This window comes from Janthinobacterium paucivorans, assembly GCF_051380805.1.
GTDB lineage: Bacteria > Pseudomonadota > Gammaproteobacteria > Burkholderiales > Burkholderiaceae_D > Janthinobacterium > Janthinobacterium lividum_D.
Map to the genome: position 1 here is coordinate 271,682 of NZ_JBNYXR010000003.1, position 23,766 is coordinate 295,447.

20 protein-coding genes are annotated in these 23,766 nt (G+C 58.8%); 14 read left to right on the forward strand and 6 right to left on the reverse strand.

Features of this window, described 5'->3' with window-relative positions; translation table 11 throughout:
* Nucleotides 1-102 precede the first annotated feature (102 nt).
* The 6 genes from ACQ4V8_RS05815 to ACQ4V8_RS05840 all read left to right on the forward strand — a co-directional run bounded on the left by ACQ4V8_RS05815 (nt 103) and on the right by ACQ4V8_RS05840 (nt 7,641).
* The gene (locus ACQ4V8_RS05815; protein ID WP_029496131.1) at nt 103-705 is read left to right on the forward strand and encodes a TetR/AcrR family transcriptional regulator; all 603 of its coding nucleotides are present in this window, start codon (nt 103-105) and stop codon (nt 703-705) included.
* Nucleotides 706-784: 79 nt separating this feature from the next.
* Nucleotides 785-2,587, forward strand: coding sequence for an acyl-CoA dehydrogenase C-terminal domain-containing protein (locus ACQ4V8_RS05820; RefSeq protein WP_010394642.1), 1,803 nt, complete (start codon nt 785-787; stop codon nt 2,585-2,587).
* Nucleotides 2,588-2,601: 14 nt separating this feature from the next.
* Entirely contained in the window at nt 2,602-5,001 is a 2,400-nt protein-coding gene (locus ACQ4V8_RS05825; protein ID WP_010394644.1) for a 3-hydroxyacyl-CoA dehydrogenase/enoyl-CoA hydratase family protein, read from the forward strand.
* 11 nt (nt 5,002-5,012) lie between these two features.
* Nucleotides 5,013-5,510: a PaaI family thioesterase gene (locus ACQ4V8_RS05830; RefSeq protein ID WP_436571055.1), complete on the forward strand. Its 498-nt coding sequence runs from the start codon at nt 5,013-5,015 to the stop codon at nt 5,508-5,510.
* 60 nt (nt 5,511-5,570) lie between these two features.
* Complete coding sequence (locus ACQ4V8_RS05835; RefSeq protein WP_010394649.1) at nt 5,571-6,767, forward strand: acetyl-CoA C-acyltransferase; 1,197 nt, start codon at nt 5,571-5,573, stop codon at nt 6,765-6,767.
* Between the two features lie 94 nt (nt 6,768-6,861).
* Nucleotides 6,862-7,641 carry an enoyl-CoA hydratase gene (locus ACQ4V8_RS05840; protein WP_010394651.1) on the forward strand — a complete coding sequence of 260 codons (780 nt, stop codon included), beginning with the start codon at nt 6,862-6,864 and terminating at the stop codon, nt 7,639-7,641.
* 178 nt (nt 7,642-7,819) lie between these two features.
* Here ACQ4V8_RS05840 and ACQ4V8_RS05845 read toward each other — a convergent pair whose 3' ends face one another.
* Both ACQ4V8_RS05845 and ACQ4V8_RS05850 read right to left on the reverse strand, forming a co-directional pair.
* The gene (locus tag ACQ4V8_RS05845) at nt 7,820-9,595 is read right to left on the reverse strand and encodes an alkaline phosphatase family protein (RefSeq protein WP_436571056.1); all 1,776 of its coding nucleotides are present in this window, start codon (nt 9,593-9,595) and stop codon (nt 7,820-7,822) included.
* Nucleotides 9,596-9,707: 112 nt separating this feature from the next.
* Nucleotides 9,708-11,939, reverse strand: coding sequence for a TonB-dependent receptor (locus ACQ4V8_RS05850; RefSeq protein ID WP_436571057.1), 2,232 nt, complete (start codon nt 11,937-11,939; stop codon nt 9,708-9,710).
* A gap of 226 nt (nt 11,940-12,165) precedes the next feature.
* On the opposite strand from ACQ4V8_RS05850, the gene ACQ4V8_RS05855 reads away from it, so the two are divergent.
* From ACQ4V8_RS05855 to ACQ4V8_RS05870, 4 genes are all read left to right on the forward strand, one after another.
* Nucleotides 12,166-13,530, forward strand: coding sequence for a glycerophosphodiester phosphodiesterase family protein (locus tag ACQ4V8_RS05855; RefSeq protein ID WP_010394656.1), 1,365 nt, complete (start codon nt 12,166-12,168; stop codon nt 13,528-13,530).
* 349 nt (nt 13,531-13,879) lie between these two features.
* Nucleotides 13,880-14,482, forward strand: a complete 603-nt coding sequence (locus tag ACQ4V8_RS05860; protein ID WP_010394658.1) for a TetR/AcrR family transcriptional regulator — start codon at nt 13,880-13,882, stop codon at nt 14,480-14,482.
* 87 nt (nt 14,483-14,569) lie between these two features.
* Nucleotides 14,570-15,727, forward strand: a complete 1,158-nt coding sequence (locus ACQ4V8_RS05865) for an iron-containing alcohol dehydrogenase (protein ID WP_070345867.1) — start codon at nt 14,570-14,572, stop codon at nt 15,725-15,727.
* 22 nt (nt 15,728-15,749) lie between these two features.
* Nucleotides 15,750-16,427: a type 1 glutamine amidotransferase domain-containing protein gene (locus ACQ4V8_RS05870; RefSeq protein WP_010394662.1), complete on the forward strand. Its 678-nt coding sequence runs from the start codon at nt 15,750-15,752 to the stop codon at nt 16,425-16,427.
* 7 nt (nt 16,428-16,434) lie between these two features.
* Here the strand turns inward: ACQ4V8_RS05870 and ACQ4V8_RS05875 are convergent, their stop codons facing one another.
* Entirely contained in the window at nt 16,435-16,752 is a 318-nt protein-coding gene (locus tag ACQ4V8_RS05875) for a hypothetical protein (protein ID WP_436571058.1), read from the reverse strand.
* Between ACQ4V8_RS05875 and ACQ4V8_RS05880 the strand changes: the two genes are divergently transcribed.
* Complete coding sequence (locus tag ACQ4V8_RS05880) at nt 16,744-17,139, forward strand: dihydrofolate reductase family protein (protein ID WP_436571082.1); 396 nt, start codon at nt 16,744-16,746, stop codon at nt 17,137-17,139. The genes ACQ4V8_RS05875 and ACQ4V8_RS05880 overlap by 9 nt on opposite strands.
* 212 nt (nt 17,140-17,351) lie before the next feature.
* Nucleotides 17,352-18,296, forward strand: coding sequence for a subclass B3 metallo-beta-lactamase (gene bla, locus ACQ4V8_RS05885; protein WP_436571059.1), 945 nt, complete (start codon nt 17,352-17,354; stop codon nt 18,294-18,296).
* Between the two features lie 34 nt (nt 18,297-18,330).
* On the opposite strand, the gene ACQ4V8_RS05890 is transcribed toward bla, so the two are convergent.
* A complete protein-coding gene (locus tag ACQ4V8_RS05890; RefSeq protein WP_010394668.1) occupies nt 18,331-19,092 on the reverse strand; it encodes a substrate-binding periplasmic protein in 762 nt (253 codons plus the stop codon).
* Between the two features lie 218 nt (nt 19,093-19,310).
* On the opposite strand from ACQ4V8_RS05890, the gene pnuC reads away from it, so the two are divergent.
* Together pnuC and ACQ4V8_RS05900 are read left to right on the forward strand one after the other, a co-directional pair.
* Nucleotides 19,311-19,922 carry a nicotinamide riboside transporter PnuC gene (gene pnuC, locus ACQ4V8_RS05895; RefSeq protein WP_436571060.1) on the forward strand — a complete coding sequence of 204 codons (612 nt, stop codon included), beginning with the start codon at nt 19,311-19,313 and terminating at the stop codon, nt 19,920-19,922.
* A 331-nt stretch (nt 19,923-20,253) separates the two neighbouring features.
* Nucleotides 20,254-22,821: a TonB-dependent receptor gene (locus tag ACQ4V8_RS05900; protein WP_436571061.1), complete on the forward strand. Its 2,568-nt coding sequence runs from the start codon at nt 20,254-20,256 to the stop codon at nt 22,819-22,821.
* On the opposite strand, the gene ACQ4V8_RS05905 is transcribed toward ACQ4V8_RS05900, so the two are convergent.
* Both ACQ4V8_RS05905 and ACQ4V8_RS05910 read right to left on the reverse strand, forming a co-directional pair.
* Nucleotides 22,799-23,623, reverse strand: coding sequence for a response regulator transcription factor (locus ACQ4V8_RS05905; protein WP_436571062.1), 825 nt, complete (start codon nt 23,621-23,623; stop codon nt 22,799-22,801). The genes ACQ4V8_RS05900 and ACQ4V8_RS05905 overlap by 23 nt on opposite strands.
* A gap of 12 nt (nt 23,624-23,635) precedes the next feature.
* Nucleotides 23,636-23,764: a hypothetical protein gene (locus tag ACQ4V8_RS05910; RefSeq protein ID WP_436571063.1), complete on the reverse strand. Its 129-nt coding sequence runs from the start codon at nt 23,762-23,764 to the stop codon at nt 23,636-23,638.
* Nucleotides 23,765-23,766: the final 2 nt, after the last annotated feature.

The following is a 23,766-nucleotide window of genomic DNA, read 5'->3' on the forward strand; positions in this document are numbered from 1 at the left end:
CGTTCGGATTTTTTCGAGGCGTGCTTTTTTACCCTCGCTTCAGTCCGCCAAACCGGCAACATCACTTTGAGAACGGACCTCTTGAATACTTCAGTCAAATTCATGCGCAAGGGCGAACTGACCCGTGCCGCCATCCTCGACGTGGCGCTGGACTTGTCCAGCCGCGACGGCCTGGAAGGCCTGACCATTGGGCTGCTTGCGGACAAAATGAACATGAGCAAGTCGGGCGTGTTTGCCCACTTCGGCTCGCGCGAAGACTTGCAGATGGAAGTGCTGAAGCTTTACCACTATCGTTTCGAGCAAGAAGTCTTTTTCCCCAGCATGAAAGAACCACGCGGCATCCAGCGATTGCAATCGATGTATGCGCGCTGGGTCAAGCGGGTCAGCGTGGAAATCGCTTCCGGCTGCATCTATATCAGCGGCGCCGTCGAGTATGACGACCGCCCCGGTCCCATCCGCGATTCGCTGGTGGCGATGGTGCGCGCTTGGCAGGGCGCGCTGCTGCGCAGTGTCGAGCAATCGATCTCCACAGGCGACCTGAAAGTGGACACGGACGCCCAGCAGTTGGTGTACGAGATGTATGGCCTGATCCTGGCCCTGCATCACGATGCGCGCTTTCTGCGCGTGCCGGGTAGTATCGAACGCGCGCAGGCAGGGTTTGTCCGCTTGCTGGCGTCGTACCAGAATTCTGTAACAAGCAAATAAGCAGTCAGGCTGTATCCGCAGCAACGCACACGCAGTTCACAAGTATCACACTTTAGCTAAACGCTTTCAGGAGAAAATAATGGGTCAATACGTCGCGCCAATCCGGGATATGCAATTCGTTCTGCATGAGTTTTTGAAGGTCGAAGAAGAACTGAAACAACTGCCGTCGTACGCCGACGTCGACGCCGATATCATCAATCAGGTGCTGGAAGAGGGCGGCAAGTTCACTTCGGAAGTGTTATTTCCGCTGAACCACTCCGGCGACCGCGAAGGCTGCAAGCACGATCCGGTGACAAAAAACGTCACCACGCCCAAGGGCTTCAAGGAAGCCTACAAGCAGTACGTCGAAGGCGGCTGGGCAGCATTGGCTTGCGATCCGCAATACGGCGGCCAAGGCCTGCCAGTGGTGCTGAACAATTCGTTCTATGAAATGCTGAATTCGTCGAACCAGGCTTGGTCGATGTACCCGGGCTTGTCGCACGGTGCCTACGAGTGCCTGAAGGAACACGGCACCGACCATCAGAAGGAAGTGTACCTGCCGAAACTGGTGTCGGGCGAATGGACCGGCACCATGTGCCTGACCGAATCGCACTGCGGTACCGACCTGGGCCTGATGCGCTCGAAAGCGCTGCCTGAGGCAGACGGTTCCTGGACCATCACCGGCAACAAGATCTTCATCTCGGCCGGCGAGCACGACATGGCGGAAAACATCGTACACCTGGTGCTGGCCCGCGTGCCGGACGCGCCGGAAGGCTCGAAAGGCATCTCGCTGTTCCTGGTGCCGAAATTCCTGCCGACCGCCGATGGCAAGATCGGTGAGCGCAATCCGATCACCTGCGGCGTCATCGAAGAAAAAATGGGCATCCACGGCAATTCGACCTGCCAGATGAACCTGGACGGCGCGAAAGGCTGGATCATCGGCCAGCCGAACAAGGGCCTTAACGCCATGTTCGTCTTCATGAACGCAGCCCGTCTGGGCGTCGGCATGCAGTCGCTGGGCCTGACCGAAGTGGCCTACCAGAACGCGCTGATCTACGCCAAGGACCGCACGCAAATGCGTTCGCTGTCCGGCATCAAGAACCCGGAACTGCCGGCTGACCGCATCATCGTGCACCCTGACGTACGCCGCATGCTGTTGACGGGCAAAGCCTACGCCGAAGGCGCGCGCGCTTTCACTTCCTACGTGGCGCTGCAGATCGACCGCGAACTGCACCACCCTGACGCTGACGTGCGCAAGGAAGCTGCCGATGAAGTGGCGCTGCTGACGCCTGTCGTCAAGGCTTTCATCACGGACAATGCCTGGATCGCTACCTCGGAGGCGATGCAAGTGTTCGGTGGCCATGGCTACATCTCGGAATGGGGCATGGAGCAGTACGTGCGCGACGCGCGCATCAACATGATTTACGAAGGCACGAACACGATCCAGTCGCTCGACCTGCTGGGCCGCAAGATTCTGGGCGACAACGGCGCCAAGTTGCGCAAGTTCGGCGAAAAGATCAAGGCTTTCGTGGAAGACAACGGCACCGATGAAGCGATGAGCGAATTCGTCACCCCACTGGGCGACCTGGGCGACAAAGTCACCAAGCTGACCATGGAAATTGGCATGAAGGCGTTCCAGAATCCGGACGAAGTGGGCGCTGCATGCGTACCTTATCTGCGCGTCGTCGGCCACATGATCTATAGCTACCTGTTCGCGCAGATGGCCAAGATCGCCCTGGAAAAGACAGCGGCTGCCGAGGCACAAGGCGATAAGTTCTATGTCGCCAAACTGGCTACCGCACGCTTCTACTTCGCCCGCTTGCAGCCTGAGACGGCAACCCTGATTCGTCAGGCGCGTTCCGGTTCGGCCAACCTGATGGCACTCGACGCAGACCTGTTCTAAGACTTGAGGAAAATATGACTAATTTCATCGTTAAAAAAGTAGCCGTCCTCGGCGCCGGCGTGATGGGCGCGCAGATCGCCGCCCATTGCATCAACGCGAAAGTGCCGGTCGTGCTGTTCGACTTGCCGGCCAAGGAAGGTCCAAAGAATGGCATCGTGCTGCGCGCCATCGAGAACCTGAAAAAACTCTCGCCTGCGCCACTGGGCAACAAGGATGACGCCGCGCTGATCCAGGTAGCCAACTACGAAGACAACCTCGATCTGTTGGCCGGTTGCGACTTGATCATCGAAGCCATCGCCGAGCGCATGGATTGGAAACACGACCTGTATCAAAAGGTCGCGCCGCACATCGGCCCGAACGCAATCTTCGCCTCGAACACCTCGGGCCTGTCGATCACCAAGCTGGCTGAAGGCTTCGATGCCGACCTGAAATCGCGCTACTGCGGCGTGCACTTCTTCAACCCGCCGCGCTATATGCACCTGGTCGAGATCATCCCGACCGAGTTCACCAAGCCCGAGATTGCCGACCAGCTGGAAGGCTTCCTGACCACCACCCTGGGCAAGGGCGTGGTCCGCGCCAAGGATACGCCGAACTTCATCGCCAATCGCGTTGGCGTGTTCGGCATCCTGGCCATCGTGCACGAAGCTGAAAAATTCGGCCTGTCGGTGGACGTCGTCGATGACCTGACCGGCGCCAAGCTGGGCCGCGCCAAGTCGGGCACCTTCCGCACGGCGGACGTGGTCGGCCTGGACACCATGGGTCATGTCATCAAGACCATGCAGGATTACCTGCCGAACGATCCGTTCGCTGCCGTCTACAAGACGCCGGCCGTGCTGGCGAAGCTGGTGGAAAAAGGCGCGCTGGGCCAGAAGAGTGGCGCGGGCTTCTACAAGAAAGTCGGCAAAGAAATTCAACGCCTCGATTTCGCCACCGGTGAATACGTGGCTGGTGGCGCCAAGGCTGCCGACATCATCGCCCGCATCCTGAAAGAAAAAGATCCGGTCAAGAAGATGAAGGCGCTGCGCGAATCGACCAATCCGCAAGGCCAGTTCCTGTGGGCGATCTTCCGCGACGCTTTCCATTACATCGCCATTCATCTCGACACCGTGGCCGACAATGCGCGCGATATCGACTTCGCCATGCGCTGGGGCTTCGGCTGGAACGTCGGTCCGTTTGAAACGTGGCAGGCATCGAACTGGCTGCAAGTGGCCAACTGGGTCAAGGAAGACATCGACGCTGGCCACGCGCTGTGCAATGCACCTTTGCCTGCCTGGGTATTCGAAGGTCCTGTCGCTGAAAAAGGCGGCGTGCATACGCCGGAAGGTTCCTACTCGGCCGTGTCGAACAGCTTCGTGCCACGTTCGTCGCTGGCCGTGTACGACCGTCAGCAATTCCGCGCGCCAGTATTGGGCAGCGGCGCCATCGACGGCAAGACCTTTGGCACCACCGTCTTCGAAGACGAATCCGTGCGCGTCTGGCATACGGGCGACGACGTCTTGATCATTTCGTTCAAGACCAAGATGCACGTCATCGGCGAAGGTGTCATCAATGGCTTGAAACTGGCCCTGGCCGAAGCGGAAAAGAACTTCAAGGGCCTGGTGATCTGGCACGCCGACGCAGCCGAAGGCGGCGCCTTCTCGGCCGGCGCCGACCTGCAATCGGCCCTGCCAGCGTTCATGCAAGGCGGCGTGAAAGCCGTCGATCCTATCATCGCCGAACTGCAGAACACTTTCATGTCGCTGAAATACGCGAACGTGCCGGTGATCGCCGCAGTGGCCGGCCTGGCGCTGGGTGGCGGTTGCGAATTGGCGCTGCATGCATCGAAGCGCGTGGCCTCGATCGAGTCCTACATCGGCCTGGTGGAAGTGGGCGTAGGCCTGATTCCTGCCGGTGGCGGCTTGAAGGAAGCGGCGCAGCGCGCCTACAAGGAAGCCAAGGGCAACGACATCCTGCAATTCCTGAAAACCGGCTTCACCAATGCGGCCACCGCCAACGTGTCGAAGTCGGCACTGGAAGCGAAGAAGATGGGCTACCTGAAAGAAGACGACGTGATCGTGTTCAACGCCTACGAGCTGCTGCACGTGGCCAAGGTCGAAGCGCGCGCCATGTTCGACGCGGGCTTCCGTGCGCAACTGCCGTCGCTGATCCAGGTCACGGGCCGTTACGGCTGGGGCACCATCAAGGCGCAGCTGGTCAACATGCGTGATGGCGGCTTCATTTCGGCGCACGATTTCAAGCTCGGCGAAATGATCGCCGAGATCGTATCGGGCGGCGACGTGGACCAGGGCAGTTTCGTCAGCGAACAGTGGCTGCTGGATATGGAACGCAAGGCATTCCTGGAGCTGTTGAATCATCCGAAAACCCAGGAACGGATCATGGGCATGATGCAGACCGGTAAGCCGGTACGCAACTAAACCGTAGGTCGATGATGATCCTGTCGTTGGTATTTAAAGTATTACTGCGCGTGAGGCCAAGCATGGTGTATGACCGTATCAAACAACAGATGATGGACACCTTGCCCTTCGTGCGGCTGCTGGGGGTCAGCATCGACAACATCGGCGCTGGCACCTCGAAGGTGTCGATGCCGGAAGATCCAAAACTGAATAATCACCTGGGAACGCAGCATGCTGGCGCCTTGTTCACCCTGGCCGAAACGGCTTCCGGCGCGGCCATGGCTGGCGGCTTCGCCGAGCTGATTCTGGGTTTGCGCCCGGTGGCCAAGGAGTCGCGCATTCAGTACCAGAAGGTGGCCCGAGGCGCGACACGCGCCGAAGGCCGGGTACCGGGCGACCTGGCTGCATTGAAGGCGCAGCTGGCACAGGATGGCAAGGTGGCGTTTCCCGTGGAAGTCGATATCTTCGACTCCGAAGGCACGCTGGCGGCGCAGGTGACGGTGGACTGGTATTTGTCGCAGAAGCGATAGAGCGCCACTTCGGACATTCGACAGAACACGAACTTCGTTCAACATCTTTGAAAGAACAAAATGAGCAAACAACTTCAAGACGCGTATATCGTCTCTGCAACCCGCACCCCGATCGGCAAGGCGCCGCGCGGCATGTTCAGAAACACCCGCCCGGACGACCTGCTGGTGCGCGTGCTGCAATCGGCCCTGGCGCAAGCGCCTGGCCTCGACCCAGCGCTGATCACCGACGCCATCATCGGCTGTTCGTTCCCGGAAGCGGAGCAGGGCTTCAATATTGCGCGTAACTCGGTGCTGCTGGCCGGTTTGCCGAAAACCGTGGGTGGCGTAACCGTTAACCGTTACTGCGCGTCCGGCATCACGGCCATCGCCATGGCCGCTGACCGCATCCGCGTGGGCGAAGCCGACGTAATGATCGCTGGCGGCATCGAGTCGATGTCGATGGTGCCGATGATGGGCCACCACCCATCGATGAACCTGGACATGTTCAGCGATGAAAACATCGGCATGGCTTACGGCATGGGCCTGACGGCCGAGAAAGTGGCGCAGCAATGGAAAGTGTCGCGCGAACAGCAGGATGCGTTCTCCGTTGAATCGCACCGCCGCGCCATCGCCGCGCAGCAAGCGGGCTTCTTCAAGGCGGAAACGACGCCTGTGGAAATCATCACGCGCACGCCGAACCTGGCCACCGGCCAAGTTGATGTGACGCGCCGCACCGTCGACACCGACGAAGGCGCGCGCGCCGATTCGTCGATGGAGTCGCTGGGCAAACTCAAACCCGTATTTGCCGCCAAGGGCACCGTCACGGCCGCCAACAGCTCGCAGATGTCCGACGGCGCCGGTGCGTTGTTGATCGTCAGCGAAAAAATCCTGCGCGAACACAACCTGACCCCACTGGCGAAATTCTCTTCGTTCGCCGTGCGCGGCGTGCCGCCCGAAATCATGGGCATCGGTCCGAAATTCGCGATCCCTGCAGCGTGCGCCGCCGCCGGCATCACGCAAGACCAACTGGACTGGATCGAGCTGAACGAAGCGTTTGCCGCACAGGCTTTGGCCGTGATCGGCGACCTGGGCCTGGACCCATCGAAGGTCAACCCGATGGGCGGCGCGATCGCCCTGGGCCATCCGCTGGGCGCAACGGGCGCCATCCGCGCCGCTACCGTGATCCACGCACTGCAGCGCACCAAGCAGAAGTACGGCATGGTCACGATGTGCGTCGGCGCCGGCATGGGCGCCGCCGGCATCTTCGAGCGCGTTTGATGACACAGGCGTCGTGACGCAAGAGGCCAGATAAGATTGGTCAAAGCTTGGGCGCTGGGGATACCTCGGCGCCCTTTATCTTTTTGGAGACGACATGGATATTTTGTGCAGCAAGAGCGAGGGCATCCTCACCCTGGAATTCAACCGCCTGGAACGCAAGAATGCGATCACCGGCGCCATGTACCAGACCCTGGCCGACGCTTTGGTGGCGGCCGAGACCGATGATGGCGTGCGTGCCATCCTGATCTGCGGCAAGCGCGAGATTTTCACCGCTGGCAATGACCTCGATGACTTCATGAAGACGGCGCGGCCGAAGGATGGCTCGCTCGATCATGACCGTCCCGTGTTCCAGTTCATGCGCGCCTTGTATGGCAGCAGCAAACCCGTGGTCGCTGCCGTCTCAGGCCCGGCCATCGGCATCGGCACCACTTTGCTGATGCACTGTGACCTCGTCTACGCGGCCGACAATGCCAGCTTCTCGATGCCGTTCACGCAGCTGGGCCTGTGCCCGGAATTCGGCTCCAGCCTGCTGCTCACGCAGTTGGCAGGCTACCCGCGCGCAGCGGAAAAGCTGATGCTGGGCGAAGCGTTCCCGGCCAGCGAAGCGCTGGAAATGGGTCTGGTGTCGAAGGTCGTGCCCCTGTACGAATTGATGACGTTTGCGCAAGGCCAGGCCGCCAAACTGGTGGCATTGCCCGCCGCCTCGATCCGTGCCACCAAGCGCCTGATGAAGCAGAGCCGCATGGAACCGATGAAAACAGCCATCGCGGAAGAAAACACACTGTTCAGCGCCATGCTGGGTGGCGCCGAAGCGAAGGAAGCGTTTACGGCCTTCTTTGAAAAGAGGAAGCCGGATTTCAAGAAGTTTGCCTAAACTGACTGCACCTGACGTTTCGTGGGGCCGATTGTGCATGTTCCAAGGCAGCGGCGGGACTAAGCACTTCGAGCTATTCATGGACATGAGCGCCGTCTCAAGCGAGATCGGCGCTCTGGCGTCTACCGCTGTCAGCGGCGAGGAAGCACGGGCGGTGACAGCGCCCTTCATCGACAGCTCAGCGAATAGAAACCCGCCCTTTGGCCGCATTCTTGGCAGGTCCACCCTTACTAAAATCGAACAAGTTCATCAGGTCACCAATGGCGGGACGATTCATGGGAACGTACGGACTGTCGGCGCTGTGTAGCGGATTCGGTAGATTGTCGCGACTGCGTGCAGAGATCGGTGGCAATGTCCAATTGCGTTCGATGAACTTGCTAATCGATGCATGGTCATAGTAGGTGTGGTCAACGTATCCTTTGCGCGCGTATGGCGACACGGCGATCAGCGGCACCCGGGTACCGTCGCCAAAAAAGTCGATCGCTTGAATATAGCCCGAGTCGTAATAGCCTCCTCCTTCATCAAAGGTGACAAAGATGACCGTGTTTTTCCACAGTGCTGGGTTGGAACGAACGCGCTCCACCACGTCAGACACCAGCTGCTCAAAGCTTGGCTGCACGGCGTAGCCCGGGTGGCCGGAGATGCTATCGTACGGCGCAATGACCGAAACTGCGGGGAAACTTGCCTCATTCTTGACATCGACATAAAACTGCCCCAAATCGACGAGCTTTTCCTTATCCGGCCCGGTCATGGTCGAGGTAAAGAACGTCGGCGTGTCGCACATGCCGCAATACTCCTTGTCGGTGTGAATGCCGTCGTTGCGTCCGCCGCTATACCATTTCCAGGACACCCCGCCTGCTGTCATGACGTCGCCAATATGCGGCATCGACAATGGCGGCATCAAAAATTTTTCCTCATCAATCGGTAAAGCTGCGCCGAGCGGTGAGAATGCCGGGTCCATGTTATTGACCATATAGTACGTATCGTCAGCACAATTGCCGTCGTTAAAGGCCCGATATGGCAGGCGCCTGAGAAAATCGCGGATACCGGCGACGCCAGGCTGCGTAACATCCGCACATTTCACGTAAGTACCGCCACGATAACCGTCTTCGATATACCAGTTGTTGGTTCCCGGCGCGGCATCCGGATTTTCAATTTGTTTGGCCGGAGGCGTGGCTGGACTGCCTTTCGCCGAGTAATACGATACGTCGGCGGTAGTCAGCGCAAGATAATTGGCCGCCGTACCGCCCATGACCGGCTGGTGATAATTGTCGCTGATCGCGTACGCTTTGGCGAGCTGCTTGAAGTAAGCGGCATCGCCCTTAGCCATGTTGTAGTAGCCCATGGCAACCCCGCCCTGAAAAGTTTTGCCGGGGGAGAGAGGAACAGGATTACTGCCACCGGGTCCCGTGTTATCGGCAACCCAGACAAACATATCGTTTTTTCCACCATTTACTTGCTGCCACATTTGAAAAAAACGATGGGTAGGATCGCCCGTGTGCGCTCCATAGCTGACGTGACGTGTTATCTGAAAAGGCCCGTTCGGCAAGTCGGCCGGAAAACGTGGATCGGCGATGTCGTGACGCTGACCAAATGCACCTGTCGCATACGGCTGCGGCAGCGAGGTATACTCACCGTCCGCCGCTGGTGTCGGGGTGTATGCGCCCCGGCTGAGTCCTTTTCGTTGCACGGCGGCGCGAAAATTGAGACCCGGCAAGCCATCAATCGTGACGATTTTCTTCGACAGCAAATTATCAATTGTCTGTCCTTTGGGCGGCAAATAGGTGCCGAACAAATTGTCAAACGTACGGTTTTCACCGATGATCACGATCACGTGCTCAATGGGCGTGGTGGCAACAGGTGCCGCATGCAGCGCACCTGGCAAGCCAAGCACAGCAAAAAAACTGACGAAAACGATGTGCCACGATTGCGAGTGCGATTGCGAGTGCGTCACGAGTTACCTTTTAAGAGTCATCCAGCGTTACGCGCGTTTGCGCGCAAAAGGAAGCGCGCAAACGCATCGGGAATTCTCAGTGTCCTGAATGCGAATGCGCGCACCCGGCGACTTACAGCTTGCCGGAAATGGTTAGGAAGGCCTGGCGTGGTGCACCGGTGAGTAGCGTTTGATTGGTGCCGGTCGGATCCGAATTGCTGAAACCATTCGATCCAACAGTACTGAAATATCGCTTGTCGAACAAGTTACTCACATTGAGCTGCAGTGAAATCTCCTTGAACATGCCAATTGCTTGCAATTTGTATCCTGCCGACAAGGTACCGACCCAGAAAGCCGGCACAGCGCCGTCATTCATATAGGTGTAATAGCGCTTGCCCGTATGTTTGGCGCCAAGCCGCGTAAACCACGTGGCGTTGTCATATGTCAGCTCAGTATCGAACATCGTGCGCGGGGCGTCGACGACTTGTTTGCCGCTGATAGCAATGGTTTTGCCATTGTCCAGATAGTTCGACTTGTACTTCGAGTTATTGAAAGTAAATGAATTGAACCATGATAAGTTGCGTGACAATTTCCACACTCCGATTGCCTCCACCCCATTCGTGGCAACCTTGCCGACATTGACGAAGGTACTGGGGCAGCCAACGATGCCGGCGCAAGTTGCGACACTTAACAGGCGGTCATTGAAGTCGGCGTGGTAGACGGCAAGCGATCCCTGCAGGGCATCACGCTTGAAGCGGATGCCGAGATCAAGCGTCGTTGATGTCTCAGGCTTGAGGTTGGGCGTACCCAGATTAAAGGCAGTCTGAGATTGTGAAAATGGACCGTTGACGCCTGGTTGGAAGGCGCGCATATTCTGCGCCGCCGAGGCAAACAATTCGTCGTTCTTGTTCAGTTGATAGCGCAAGCCCGCTTGCGGGAGGAAGGTTTTGGATGCAGTGATCGAACCGGCTGCACGGGTACCGACCAGACTGATCGCATCAATCGTTACCTTGGGGCTTTTAAATCCCGCATTGAGGGTCAAGCGGTCATCCATCAAGACCACGGTATCTTCGATATGAAACTGCGTGGTCGTGGTCGTAAATTCCTGCTTGAATCCTGTGCTTGTTGGATTTGACAGGAAATGATTTGTGTCCTCCGGGCCGCTGACCGCATAAAAATTACGCGTCAAGGTGTGCAAGCTGCGCTCGCCCCAGAAACCGGCATTGAGGGTATGCTTGCCGAACTCCCAAGCCAGGTTGCTGATCACACCGTCACGCCCGATCGAGTATTCGGTGGTGCGAATTGAAATCGGCATCGTCGCAGACGTCGCATTATATGGCGTATACCAATGCCCTTGCCCTTCATTGCCATGGTGGTAGATGCTGGTCTTCAGGCTGGTGGCAGGTGTCAGTCGCAGGTCCAGCGACAGCCCGCCCAAGCTGTCTTTGCGCAATCCGCCGCCTAGATAGTAGGCATCATCCAGGCTGTTCACATTACCGGTAAATATACCTTTTGCGGCATTGACCGCGCGCTGAAAGTCGGGGGCATAATTGTCCCAGTTATAGCCAAGACGGTTGGCCATTTCGAGCGACAAATCCTGGTAGTCCACTTCAGTGCGCGTAGAGTAATTGAAGAACCCGCTGATGGTGTTGTCGCCAAAGTCATGCACGAACTTCGAATTAAATTGGTCCTGGTCTTGCGCGCCGGAGCCCTTCCACTTGTCGGCGCGCTGGCGTGTGCCGCTGATATAAAATTTTGTTCCCGTTGCCAGTTCACCCGAGTCCACGCGTACAAACGTGCGCGATGTGCGGTCGCTGCCGATGGTCTGGGCAAACGTGGTGCCCATTTCTTGTGCCGGGTCCAGCGTCAAAAACTGGACTGTGCCACCCAGGTTGCTCGTCGATGCCGTACCCAGCGCGCCCACCCCTTGCGACACGGCGACTCGACCGACATTCTCCGACGAGATCGCGCGGCTGATGTGCAGGCCGTTGTTATTCCCGTAGCTCATATCGCCCAACGGAATGCCATCCAATGTGAAACCAAGCTGATTCTGATTGAAGCCGCGGATGCTGATCCGTGTCGACCATTCGTAGGCGCCAAACGGATCGGCCGATTGGAAACTTACGCCCGGCAATTTTTCGAGTGCTTTTAGCGGGCTCGAGCCGGGTATTGCCTTGGCAAGGTCAGCACGCGATATGTTTTGAACTTGGCGACTCTGGCCCTGGCCCATCACCTCGACAACTTGGGGCGCGGTAATCAGCGCGTTGGCTTCGCCCGCGTTCACAGCTTCTGCTGCTTGGGCGTAGCACGCCAATGCTTGCATGACGAAAAAAGACAGCGGTTTCAAACGGGAGTACATCGGCATTTTTATTCCTGTAGGTTAGACAAAGACTGCCAGCGGCAAAGCAGCGCTGCTGTAAAAGACGAAGCAAGATGAGAGCGGGAGTGTAGGTATTGAATATGACAAGCTAATGACCCGCTGGCCAAAACGATTTATTGGAACGGGTCGTCGCCAAGCCCGCATGCGCGACATGTCACGAAGTAGTCACTCGTCTGCGCGATACTGCCTCTGTTTTTACCGAAGGCTCACCATGCAAAAAATGACCGACTCTTTCTCAAACCGGCATCGTCTCGGCTTGATGATGCTTTTATCTTTATTCATGCAGCCAGCCAGTGCCGGTCAGGCGTCATCTCCATTGCTGACCCTTGATGGCAATGCACCACTGATCATCGGCCATCGCGGGCTGCCTGGCTTCTATCCGGAGGAAACCCGGCCCTCCTATGAGGGTGCGGCGGACGCAGGTGCAGATTCGCTCGAAGCGGACCTTCATCTTTCCAAGGACTGCGTGCTGGTCGCCCGCCACAATCCCTGGCTGAGCGACAACACCAACATCGCTAAGGTTGCACTCACCAACACCGAGGTCGCCGCGCGCAAGCGTACTGTCCCCGGTAGATACGTGCCCGTAAAATATGCGGTTGCCATGTATGGCGGCCCTGATCAGTATTTGAGCGATCTAAGCGATCCCAACAAACAAAAATCTGTCTTGAAGTCATTGATCGTCGATGGCGAGGATCACACAGGCGATTGGTCTATTTCTGATTTCACCGTCGCCGAGCTGAAGCAATGGATAGGTGGCACGACCTACGATGCGGGGGACCAACGCCCTACGGAGATGAACGGCAAATATCCAATTTTAACGATGCAGGAAATTATCGACATCGCCAAGGAAAAAAGTGCTGCTACTGGTAAGACAATTTCGCTCTACCCTGAGGCAAAAAATCCGTATTGGAACAATGCCCAAGCCGTCGCCAACGGTTGCGGCAGCGGCAACCATCCGTTCGAAGATGCCATCATCAAGTTAATTAACGACAATGGTCTGAATACAAAAAACGCCCCCGTCTACATACAGAGTTTTGACCCTGCGAGCCTCCAATATATGCGTTCAGCTGGTCTTCACACCAAGGCCGTCCAGTTGATAGACGGTAGCGGGGTCGACTACAAGACGGGCGAAGTGTTGTATGCGCAGGCTGATTTTCATAGTTTCGTTGAGGGGCGCCCTTATAGTTGGACGGTGGCCGGTGACGGTCGCTATTACAGTGCCATGCTCACGCCAGCGGGATTGGCTACAATCAAGACTTACGCTGACGGCATCGGCGTCTGGAAGCCCGCCGTGATCGCCGTCAAAGTTAAGGATGCAGAAAGGACTAGCGCTTCACTTTCATCTGCTACTGTGGCAACACCAACAAGCTTGGTTGCAGCCGCTCACGGCGCCGGTCTTTTTGTACACGTCTATACGTTTCGCAACGAAAAACAATATCTTGCTGGCGCCTTCCGTGGTGACCCAGTGGCCGAAATGCTGATGTTCTTCCAAGCGGGTGTAGACGGCATTTTCACTGACTTTACGCCTACGGCAGTCGCGGCCCGCGCAGCATTTTTGAGGACGCTGTCGCGATAAATCCCTGCGAACACAAGCAGTGCATGCTCGTACTAGATGTCGATAACTAAAAAAGTTGGACACAAATGACGCAGTCCGTAACAGGCTGCGTCATTTTTCCTTACTCGCGAGCGCGAATCAACGCTGCGCGGCGATCTGAAAGTCAATAACAACGGCATTTCGCAGTGCGCGGTAAACTCTAAGCGCCCAGTGGCCGCACCGGTATAGATGTCAACTTGTGTGATGGGCCACGCCCCCCGCGCCCGTTAGGGCAAGCCTCTGCGTCAGCGGTCCTGAGGGTCTGATCCCATCATTTTCTTTGGGTTAAATTAAATCTAGACGACTGGTCTAATTGTGCTACAATCATCGCATGAAAGCTGAATACACCGACGTGCGCCAGCACATCATTGACCAAGGCAAGGCCATCATCACGCGCAAGGGCTTTGCCGGCGTGGGGCTGAACGAGATTTTGTCGGCCGCCGATGTGCCCAAGGGGTCCTTCTACCATTACTTCAAGTCCAAGGAATTGTTTGGCGAGGCTATGCTGGAAGATTATGTGACCCGCTATCTGGCCGATATGGATGTGCTGCTGGGCCAACCGGGCCAGAGCGCGGCACAGTCGCTGATGGCGTATTGGGCCAGCTGGACCAGCGAGAGTCTCGATGGCAGCGGCTGCGACTGCCGTTGCCTGGTGGTCAAGCTCAGCAGCGAAGTGGCGGACATGTCTGAACCGATGCGCGTGGCGCTACTCGACGGCACCCACCGCATCATCGCCAGGCTGGCCCTGTGCATGGCGCAGGGCAGGGTGGATGGTTCGCTGCCTGCGATTGTCGATCCGGCGCAGATGGCCGCCACCTTGTACCAGCTGTGGCTGGGCGCGGCCATGCTGACCAAGCTGCGGCGCGACGCCAGCGCCTTGCAGACGGCTTTGCAGGCGACCTTGGCCATACTGCAACTGCCGCCCGATCACTAAGCGGGCACCCTCTGCGCGGATAATGCTTGTTCGCGTATTTTTGAACTGCACTATAGACGACCAGTCTAATAATAAAGGAGCAGCAGCATGAGAAATTTTGAATTCCATAACCCGACCCGTATCGTGTTCGGTGCCGATACTGTCACCAAATTGTCCACCCTGGTGCCGCACGATGCGCGCGTGCTGATCCTGTACGGCGGCGCCAGCGCGGAAAAGACCGGCACCCTGGCCGAAGTACGGGCCGCGCTGGGCCAGCGCAGTGTGCAGGAGTTTGGTGGTATTGAACCCAATCCCAGCTATGAAACCTTGATGCGCGCCGTGGCGCAGGTGCGTGGCGACAAGCTGGACTTCCTGCTGGCCGTCGGTGGCGGCTCCGTGATCGATGGCACCAAGTTCGTCGCCGCCGCCGCCTTGTACGACGGCGAGCCGTGGGAAATCGCCGAGCGCGGCGGTGCCAATGTGCAGCGCGCCCTGCCGTTTGGCACGGTGCTGACCTTGCCGGCTACGGGGTCGGAAATGAATTGCGGCGGCGTGGTGACGAAAAAAGCCACGCATGACAAGCTGAGTTTTCGCAATCCGCTGCTGTATCCGCAATTTTCCGTGCTCGACCCGAGCAAAACGTTCACCTTGCCGCTCACGCAAGTGGCCAATGGCCTGGTCGACGCCTTTGTCCACACCACGGAACAGTACCTGACCTATCCGGTGCAGGCGATGGTGCAAGATCGCTTTGCCGAAGGCTTGCTGCAGACGCTGGTCGAGATTGCCCCGCAGGCAGTCGCCGTACCCGACGATTACGCCACCCGCGCCAACCTGATGTGGACGGCCACCCTGGCCCTGAATGGCTTGATCGGCGCCGGCGTGCCGCAGGACTGGGCTACCCACATGATCGGCCATGAACTGACGGCCCTGTACGACATCGACCATGCGCGCACGCTGGCCTTGGTGCTGCCGGCACTGCTGGACGTGCAGCGCGAGCACAAGCGCGGAAAATTGCTACAGTATGCAGAACGCGTGTGGCATATCACCAGCGGTAGCGAAGAGGAGCGCATCGACGCCGCCATCGCCCGCACCCGCGCCTTCTTTGAGGGCCTGGGTATCCCGACCCGCTTGTCCGCTTACCAGTTGGGCCAGGAAGCGGTGGAAGCGGTATTGCAGCAACTGGAAGCACATGGCATGACCTCTCTTGGCGAACATCGCGATATCGACCTCGCGCGCAGTCGCCGTATCCTCGAAGCAGCACTGTAACCCTGACATAAAAGGAAACAACATGAACATCCTGATGGTACTGACCTCGCACGATCAACTCGGTGACACCGGCAAGAAAACCGGCTTCTGGCTGGAAGAATTTGCCGCGCCCTACTATGCCTTGCAGGAAGCGGGCGCCAAGCTGACCGTGGTTTCGCCCAACGGTGGCCAGCCGCCGCTGGACCCGAAAAGCGACGAGCCGGATTCGCAAACAGAGGCCACGCGCCGCTTCAAGCTCGATACTGCTGCGCAAGCCGTGCTGGCCAACACCGGCAAGCTGTCCGAAGTGAAGGCGGCCGACTTCGACGCCGTGTTCTACCCGGGTGGCCATGGCCCGCTGTGGGACCTGGCCGAAGACCAGCACTCGATCGCGCTGATCGAGCAAATGATCGCCGCTGGCAAGCCGGTTGCCGCCGTCTGCCACGCGCCCGGCGTGCTGCGCCACGCGAAGGCCTTGGATGGTACGCCGCTGGTGCGCGGCAAGCAGGTGACGGGCTTTACCAATACCGAGGAAGATGCCGTGGGTTTGACCACCATCGTGCCTTTCCTGGTCGAGGACATGCTCAAGCAAAACGGTGGCGTCTACTCCAAGCTGGCTGACTGGCAGCCGTACGCCGTCACCGATGGTTTGCTGGTCACCGGTCAGAACCCTGCGTCGTCGGAAGCGGCTGCCCAGGCGCTGCTCAAGCTGCTGGCCTGATAACCGCCTAGTGCGGCCTGCGAGCAGGCCGCACTTGCGTGGTGCATGTTCCGGCGACCATGCCCGCCAGTGTATAGCCGTGCAGAAAATCGACGAGTGTATCGTGCCCGCGCAGCCGGGTTTTCTTGTCCAGGCCGAGGCCTTCCAGGGCCAACTCGAATAGCGCAGAAAAGCGCTCGCCTACATCGGCTTGCGTTACCAGTGCGCGCGCCATCAGGCGCACGAAATAGGGCGTGGCGCTGATCAGTTCCAGGTACAGCGCGCACAGCCCGAGCTGGCGCCCGACTCGCCTGACGCCACCGGCTATACGGCCTTGATGGCGCAAGTCGATACCTTGCTGATCGGCCGTAGTACATATGATGCCGTGCTGGGCTTTGAACCTTGGCCGTATGCGGGCAAGCGCGTGGTGGTGCTCAGTCATCGCGCTTTCGTGGCGCGCCATGGGGAAGAGCGCCGCGAAGGCTGCGTGGCGCAGGTGCTGGCCGGCTTGGCAGCGGAAGGCCGCCGCCACGTGTATCTCGATGGTGGCGCCGTCATCCGCGCCGGCTTGCACGAGAGCGTCATCGACAGCTTGACCTTATCCATGCTGCCTGTGGTGCTGGGCAAGGGCGTGCGTCTGTTCGATGCGGCGCTGCCGCGCAGCAACTGGCGCCTGGACGCAACGCGTCAGCTGCCCAGCGGCGTGGTGCAGCTGGCTTATTCAAAAAGTTAAACCGTGTGGGCGAGTTCGACGATGAAGCCGGTGTCAAAGCGCTCGTTTCCCGGCGTACCTTCTGGCCGTTTGTCGCCGCAGCGATTGCACACGATGCGGCAATCATTCGGCCTCTATCGTAGCGCAAGTTGCTGCGTCCGCCCGCTTGACCGCGCTACGCTGGCGACGTTACCCTATGGCATCGCTTTCCTCATACTTACTCCTGGAGCCGCATGCCGCCTTTCTTCATCCCCAAGACCTTGCTGAGCCTTGCGCTGGCCGCCATGGCGCTGCCGTTGGCGACGCATGCCGCCACGCCCGCGATCGACCCTCTGACGCAGCCGATTGCCTCGCCTTACGCGGCGCAGTGGAACCGCGCGCAGCAACCGGCGCGCATCCATGGCGACACCTATTACGTGGGCGTGGGTGGCTTGAGCGTGGTGTTGATCGATACGCGCGATGGCCTGATTCTGATCGATGGCGCGTTGCCGCAATCGGTGGACGCCATCAAGGAGCATATCCTCGAGCTGGGCTTTCGCCTGCAAGACATCAAGTTCATCCTCAATACGGAAGCGCATTTCGACCATTCGGGCGGCATTGCCGCGCTGGCCCGCGACAGCGGCGCGCAAGTCGTCGCCAGCCCGCTGGGAGCGCAGGCGCTACGCGCGGGCGCGGTGCTCGCTGAGGATCCGCAAGCGGGCGAAATCGACGCCATGCCCGCCGTGGAGAACGTGCGCGAGATCGCCGATGGCGAAATCCTGCATTTGGGCGAGGTGAGCATCACGGCACGCTACACGCCGGGCCATACGCCGGGCAGCACCAGCTGGACCTGGGTGTCGTGCGAGGATGCCCAGCGCAAGGAATGCTTGAACCTGGTGTTTGGCGCCAGCCTCACGCCGGTGGCGGCCGACGATTTTCACTACCTGGCCGATGAACGCCATGCGGACCTGACGCCAGCCTTTCGCCGCGTCATGCAGGACTTTGCCAGGCTGCCGTGCGATATCCTGATCTCGGCCCACCCCGACCACTCCGACGGCGAGCGCAAGCTGACGCAACTGCTGGAAGGCATCACGCCGAATCCCTTCATCGATGTGCAAGCGTGCAGCAATTACGCGGCCAAAAATGAAGCCAAGCTCGATGCGCGCATCGCACAAGAAAAAGCGCAGGCGACAAAGTAACAATATTGTCGTCAGTATCGAGGGCTGATCGCCGCTATGGCGTTTCATAGCGGGCGCGTATCGCCGCCAGTACGCCGCGGTGCTCCAGGTGCACGATGGCTGCGTTCAGGCGCGCCAGCTCGGCCTCGCTAGTGTTGCGCGCATTGAGCATCAGGTGAATGGGGGCGCGCAAGGCAAGGAAAGGCAGGGCGGTCAGGGCCACGCCTTGCTGGCGTGCTTCATAGCGCACGGCCAGCACGTCGCCCAGTAGCAGTTCGGCGCGGCCCGCGTCGAGCATGAGGATGCCTTGGTGGAAGCTGCCGAAAGTATGCAGGCGGCCGTCTTGTTCCAGTGCTATGCGGGCTGCTTCATAGTCGGCCCCATACCAGCCCACCTTGGGTGCCAGCAGGGTGGACGCGCCGCGCGTCAGCTGGCCGAAGCTGCTGGCAGGATGCTGCACGGCGGGTCTGCCGGCCTTGCCGAAGATGCCCACGGTTTCGTCGCGGTAGCTCACACTGAAACGCGCATATGTTTGGCGTTCCGATGTGTAGGAGGCGGCGGGCAGCATGTCCAGTTCGCCTTTCTGGAACAGCAACTGGCGCCGCACCGTGGGCAGTTCCGGCAGCGTTACCAAGGTGCAGCGCGCTTCTTTGAAAATAGCCTGTACCAATTCCAGGTCCAGCCCAGTATATTTGCCATGGGCATCGCGATACAGGTAGGGCGGCCATTGCTCGAGCGCCATCGTCATGCGGCAGGCCAGGGCGGGCAGGGCGCAGATGCCGAGCACTGACAAAAATAAGAAATGGCGCTTGCGCATACGAGAGGTGTTTCCAAGGTGTGACACTAATGTTCAATTTGACAGAATGCCCGTGGAAGTCAAGAGCTTAGGGTCTACTTGACCGATAAAGCAGTGTTTTTACTTGATTTTTGCACGCTTTTAACGATTTTCTGTGCCGCCGCCCGGCGCCGTGAATACTGTATGGTGTAATCGGCTATAGTGGTGCGCTACCGCTACTGCCCGCAAAGGAAGACCGCTTGATTGCCCCGCTCGAGATCGCCGCCAATGTACTGATGACCGCCTCCATCATTCTGGCCGGACGCAATAATATTCATTCCTGGTCGATTGGCTTTGCTGGCTGCGTGTTATTTGCTGTGCTGTTTTTCCAGGTCAATCTGTATGCCGACGTGATGCTGCAGTTGTTTTTCATCGTCACCTGCGTCATCGGCTGGCTGCAATGGCGGCGCGGCGCCGGTGGCCAGCCCTTGCCGATCAGGCGCACGGGCTGGCGCAGCCTGGCCTGGGTGGTGCCGGCCGGTATTGCCGCCGTGGTCATTTACGGCATGCTGCTGCACCGCTTTACGAATGCCTATGCACCCTTCATCGATTCTGCAGTGTTGGTATTTAGCATCATCGCGCAATTCTTGCTGATGAACCGGCGCATCGAAACCTGGGCCTTCTGGCTGCTGGTCAACACGGTGGCCGTGCCGCTCTACTACAGCCGTGGCCTGCACCTGACGGCAGTCCTGTATGCGGCTTACTGGGTCAATGCCCTGATTTCCTGGTACGGGTGGAGCATGCAGGCACGCCGCGCGGCTCTGGCGCGCACGGCGCCCACGGCGTCATCTGCGACAATCGCCGATGCCTGATATTGCCAAATGTTAAATCCTTAGATTCAAAATCGTATATACAATAAATTTTTAATTCGTTCACACCATAAAGACACCGGGATATAGTGGCCTTTCCCCGCTTACCGGTGTTTTTTATGTTGCGTTTTAGTCTTTTTGCCTGTTTTTACGCCGCCCGGCACCAACTGGCCATGCACTGCATGGCCCAGTCGATGCCGATGCGTGCCCGTCCACGCATCGCGTAAGTCAATCCATCCATCCCGTTGTCGTTTGCCCGCTGGCCCAACCGGTCCGCGTGCCCTTGCTCGGTCTTTTTTTCGAAAAAAGGCTGCAATCCCACTAAGAGGAAACCATGTTTAAACCACTCGCCATCAGTATTGCCATTGCCGCCGCCTTTCCCGCTTTCCCCGTCCTCGCCCACGCCGGAGAGGACATGCTGCGTGTTAACGTCACCGGATCGAATATCCGCGTCAGCGAAAAGGAGGGCGCCAGCGCCGTGCAGGTCATCACGGCCAAGGAATTGAAAGCCAGCGGCAAGACCAGCGTCGCCGATGTGCTGCGCGCCATTTCCGCCAACAGCGGCAATAGCTACAATGAACAATATACGGGCAGCTTTTCGGCCGGCACCTCGGGCCTGTCGCTGCGCGGCATTGGCCAGCAAAATACCCTGATCCTGGTAAATGGCCGCCGCGTGGCCAGTTATGCCACGGCGCAGGATTTGCAGCAAACCTTTGTTGACCTCAATAGCTTGCCGATGGCGGCCGTGCAGCGCATCGAAGTGCTCAAGGACGGCGCCTCGTCCGTCTACGGTTCCGACGCCGTGGCCGGCGTGGTTAACATCATCCTGTACCAGCAATTCACGGGCACGGACATCACGGCGCAATGGGGCGGCTCGACGCAAGGCACGGGCCAGCATGAAAAGAGCGCGGCGCTGCAAACGGGCTTCGGCAAGCTCGAGGAAGATGGCTACAGCGTGGTCTTCTCGGCCGATGCCCAGCAGCGAGACAAGCTGCAGCAAAGCGACGTAGCATGGCTGCGCGATGCCGATTACCGCCAGCAGCAGCGCGGCAGCCTGGGCTGGATCGCCACGAATTACGCTGGTAACGACCCCACGCAGACCCTGGGCGGCGTGCGCGGTCCGCTGCAACTGGTGCCCTACAATGCCATCAATCCCGATCGCAACGGCCAGGTATTGGCCTACAATCCGGCTCCGTATAAAACGCTGATTCCAGGCATCCAGCGTATTCACTCGGCGTTGCGCGGCACATTCAAGCTGAACGCCGATACGCAAGCGTATGTCGACTTGCTGCACAGTTATTCGCGCGCCGACCAAACCTTCAGCGCGCCGCTGACGGTGAATAACGCGACGCGCGTGTGGAACAACAGCACCAAGCTGCTCGATACCATCGCCGTGGTGCTGCCGGTGGGCCATCCGAACAATCCGGGCATTAAGCCCTTGCCGTTCACGGCCACCCTGTTCGACCTGGGGCCGCGCCTGAAGCAGGACCGCGTCACCTTCTACCGCGCGCTGGCCGGTGCCAAGGGTACCTGGGCGGGCTGGGATTGGGATACGGCCGTTGCCCATTCCAGTAGCAAGCTGGAGGAAACGGTGCAGAACTTCGTCAATCGCTACGAATTCGAGAAAGTACTGGCCGAGGGTAGTTACAATTTCTATGATCAAGCGCAAAACAGCGAGGCGGTGCGCCAGCGCCTGCGCCTGTCGACCCTGCGCCCGGCCGAATCGACACTCGACACGCTCGACTTTTCGGTGGCCAAGGATATCTGGCACCTGCCCGCCGGTCCGCTGGGGTTTGCCGCTGGCGTCCAGTGGCGTCGCGAGAAGATGGATTCGCAAACCTCGACGGCCGTGCTGTCGGGGACGGAATTGCGCCCCGCACTCAATATTATCAATGGCTCGCGCACTGTGTCGGCCCTGTTCGCCGAATTGAATGTGCCGGTGGTGAAAGATTTGTCCGTCAACGTGGCCGGCCGCGCCGACCATTACAGCGACTTTGGCAATGCGTTTTCGCCCAAAGCCAGCGCCCGTTATCAGGCGGCACCATGGTTGTTGTTGCGCGGTACCGTTTCCCGTGCTTTCCGTGCCCCGTCGCTGCCGGAAATCACCGATAGCACCGCCGTCAGCTACACCAGCGTGATCGATGCTCGCGACCCCTTGACGCCAACGCAGTCGCGCGGCGTGACGGTCATGACGATCGCCAATCCAAACCTGCGCCCCGAGCGCTCGAACAACCTGAATCTGGGCGTGGTGGTCTCACCCACCAGCAGCTCGAGCATCGGCCTCGATTACTACCGCATCAAGCAAGATGGTGTGATCGGTACGGCCAGCGCCACCACCATACTCGCGAATGAAAACACGGCACCGCAAAAGATCACGCGCGGTGCCGACGGACGCATCACGACCTTGTATCGTCAGTTCCGCAACCAGGGGCAGCGCGAAGTGTCGGGTATCGATATCGACCTGCGCCAGCGCTTTGTCGACCAGGACTGGGGCAAGCTGACCCTGGCTGGCCAACTGAGCCGTGTGCTGCGCTTTGCCGAGCCCTTGTCCGATGGCGCACCACTGACCAATGGCGCCGGTAGCAATTACTTCGGTTCCATCCCGAAATGGCGCGGCGTTACGTCGGCCACCTGGGAACAGGGAAAATGGTCGTCGACCCTGACCTGGAACCATGTGGGCAGCTATGCGCAGCAGAAGCATCTCGACGAATCGGTGGCTGCCTTCAGTACCTTTGACGTGACCAGCAGCTGGCAGCTGACCCCGCAGGCGAACCTCACGTTCATCGTGCAAAACCTGGCCAATAAACGCGCGCCCTGGGACTATGCTTCCACCGGCTTTGACTTTACCCAGGCCGATCCGCGTGGACGCTTTGCATCGCTCAAGTTGAACTATAAGTTCTAGTACCCTGTTGCTGCCGCTGCCGCTGCGTCTGTTCCTGCAGGCGCTGGCGGTAGGCGCTGGGCGTGACGCCCATGCGTTCGCGAAAGGCGGTGGCGAAGTTGCCCGCGTTGTGAAAGCCGATCAGCAGGGCGATATCTTGCACGTCGATGTCCGTTTGCTGTAGCAACTCCACGCCGCGGGCGATGCGCGCCTCGCGGATGAAGGCAAACACGGTCATGCCCGTTTGCTCGCGGAATACGTGGGTCAGCTTTTCGCGGTACGTGCCGACGCTGCGGGCGATGTCGGACAGCTTGGGCAGGCTGTCCAGGTTGTCGACGATGAGCTGTTTGACCGCATTGACGAACACCATGTCGGGGTGCTGCAGCCTGTCTTGGGTCAGCGTCGTGGCTGGCAAGGTACTGTTGCTTTTACGCATCAATCCCAAGTGGATATGGATGCGCGCGACCAGTTCGTCCGGCGTGAACGGCTTCGAAATGTAGTCGACACCGCCCACCTGCAAGCCCGTGATGCGTTCCTTGGCGCTATCGGCACCGCTGAGAAAGATCACGGGTATCTGTTCCGTTTCGGGGTTGGCCTTGAGCAATCGACATGCCGTGTAGCCATCCATCTCGGGCATGCGCACATCGAGCAATATCAGATCGGGATGCGTGGCCAATGCCAGCTGGTAGCCCTGGTAGCCGTTGAACGCGATGCTGAAACGGTAGGGCTGCTCTCTAAGCAGCTCCATTAGCAAGCGCTGCTCTAACGCCGAATCGTCCACGATCAAGATGTTTTTTTTGGTGGTTTCGTTGGTCAATGACATGGCATGGATAACTTAACCAAAAAGCAATTTATTGTTTATTGTACCCGGCTTTTTCTTTTTTTTCTGCTTTTCTCGTGTTTCAAAAGAGCTTTCTCCGCCAGCAGAAGCGGCGATTTCCCAGATCGCTAATAATTCATTCATCC

Coding starts and splice junctions, on each gene's coding strand:
- ACQ4V8_RS05835 (WP_010394649.1), top strand. CDS start 5,571: ATGAGCAAACAACTTCAAGACGCGTATATCGTCTCTGCAACCCGCACC.
- ACQ4V8_RS05855 (WP_010394656.1), top strand. CDS start 12,166: ATGCAAAAAATGACCGACTCTTTCTCAAACCGGCATCGTCTCGGCTTG.
- bla (WP_436571059.1), top strand. CDS start 17,352: ATGCCGCCTTTCTTCATCCCCAAGACCTTGCTGAGCCTTGCGCTGGCC.
- ACQ4V8_RS05890 (WP_010394668.1), bottom strand. CDS start 19,092: ATGCGCAAGCGCCATTTCTTATTTTTGTCAGTGCTCGGCATCTGCGCC.
- ACQ4V8_RS05870 (WP_010394662.1), top strand. CDS start 15,750: ATGAACATCCTGATGGTACTGACCTCGCACGATCAACTCGGTGACACC.
- ACQ4V8_RS05880 (WP_436571082.1), top strand. CDS start 16,744: ATGGCGCAAGTCGATACCTTGCTGATCGGCCGTAGTACATATGATGCC.
- ACQ4V8_RS05830 (WP_436571055.1), top strand. CDS start 5,013: ATGATGATCCTGTCGTTGGTATTTAAAGTATTACTGCGCGTGAGGCCA.
- ACQ4V8_RS05840 (WP_010394651.1), top strand. CDS start 6,862: ATGGATATTTTGTGCAGCAAGAGCGAGGGCATCCTCACCCTGGAATTC.
- ACQ4V8_RS05825 (WP_010394644.1), top strand. CDS start 2,602: ATGACTAATTTCATCGTTAAAAAAGTAGCCGTCCTCGGCGCCGGCGTG.
- ACQ4V8_RS05900 (WP_436571061.1), top strand. CDS start 20,254: ATGTTTAAACCACTCGCCATCAGTATTGCCATTGCCGCCGCCTTTCCC.
- ACQ4V8_RS05905 (WP_436571062.1), bottom strand. CDS start 23,623: ATGTCATTGACCAACGAAACCACCAAAAAAAACATCTTGATCGTGGAC.
- ACQ4V8_RS05815 (WP_029496131.1), top strand. CDS start 103: ATGCGCAAGGGCGAACTGACCCGTGCCGCCATCCTCGACGTGGCGCTG.
- ACQ4V8_RS05850 (WP_436571057.1), bottom strand. CDS start 11,939: ATGCCGATGTACTCCCGTTTGAAACCGCTGTCTTTTTTCGTCATGCAA.
- ACQ4V8_RS05910 (WP_436571063.1), bottom strand. CDS start 23,764: ATGAATGAATTATTAGCGATCTGGGAAATCGCCGCTTCTGCTGGCGGA.
- ACQ4V8_RS05820 (WP_010394642.1), top strand. CDS start 785: ATGGGTCAATACGTCGCGCCAATCCGGGATATGCAATTCGTTCTGCAT.
- ACQ4V8_RS05860 (WP_010394658.1), top strand. CDS start 13,880: ATGAAAGCTGAATACACCGACGTGCGCCAGCACATCATTGACCAAGGC.
- ACQ4V8_RS05865 (WP_070345867.1), top strand. CDS start 14,570: ATGAGAAATTTTGAATTCCATAACCCGACCCGTATCGTGTTCGGTGCC.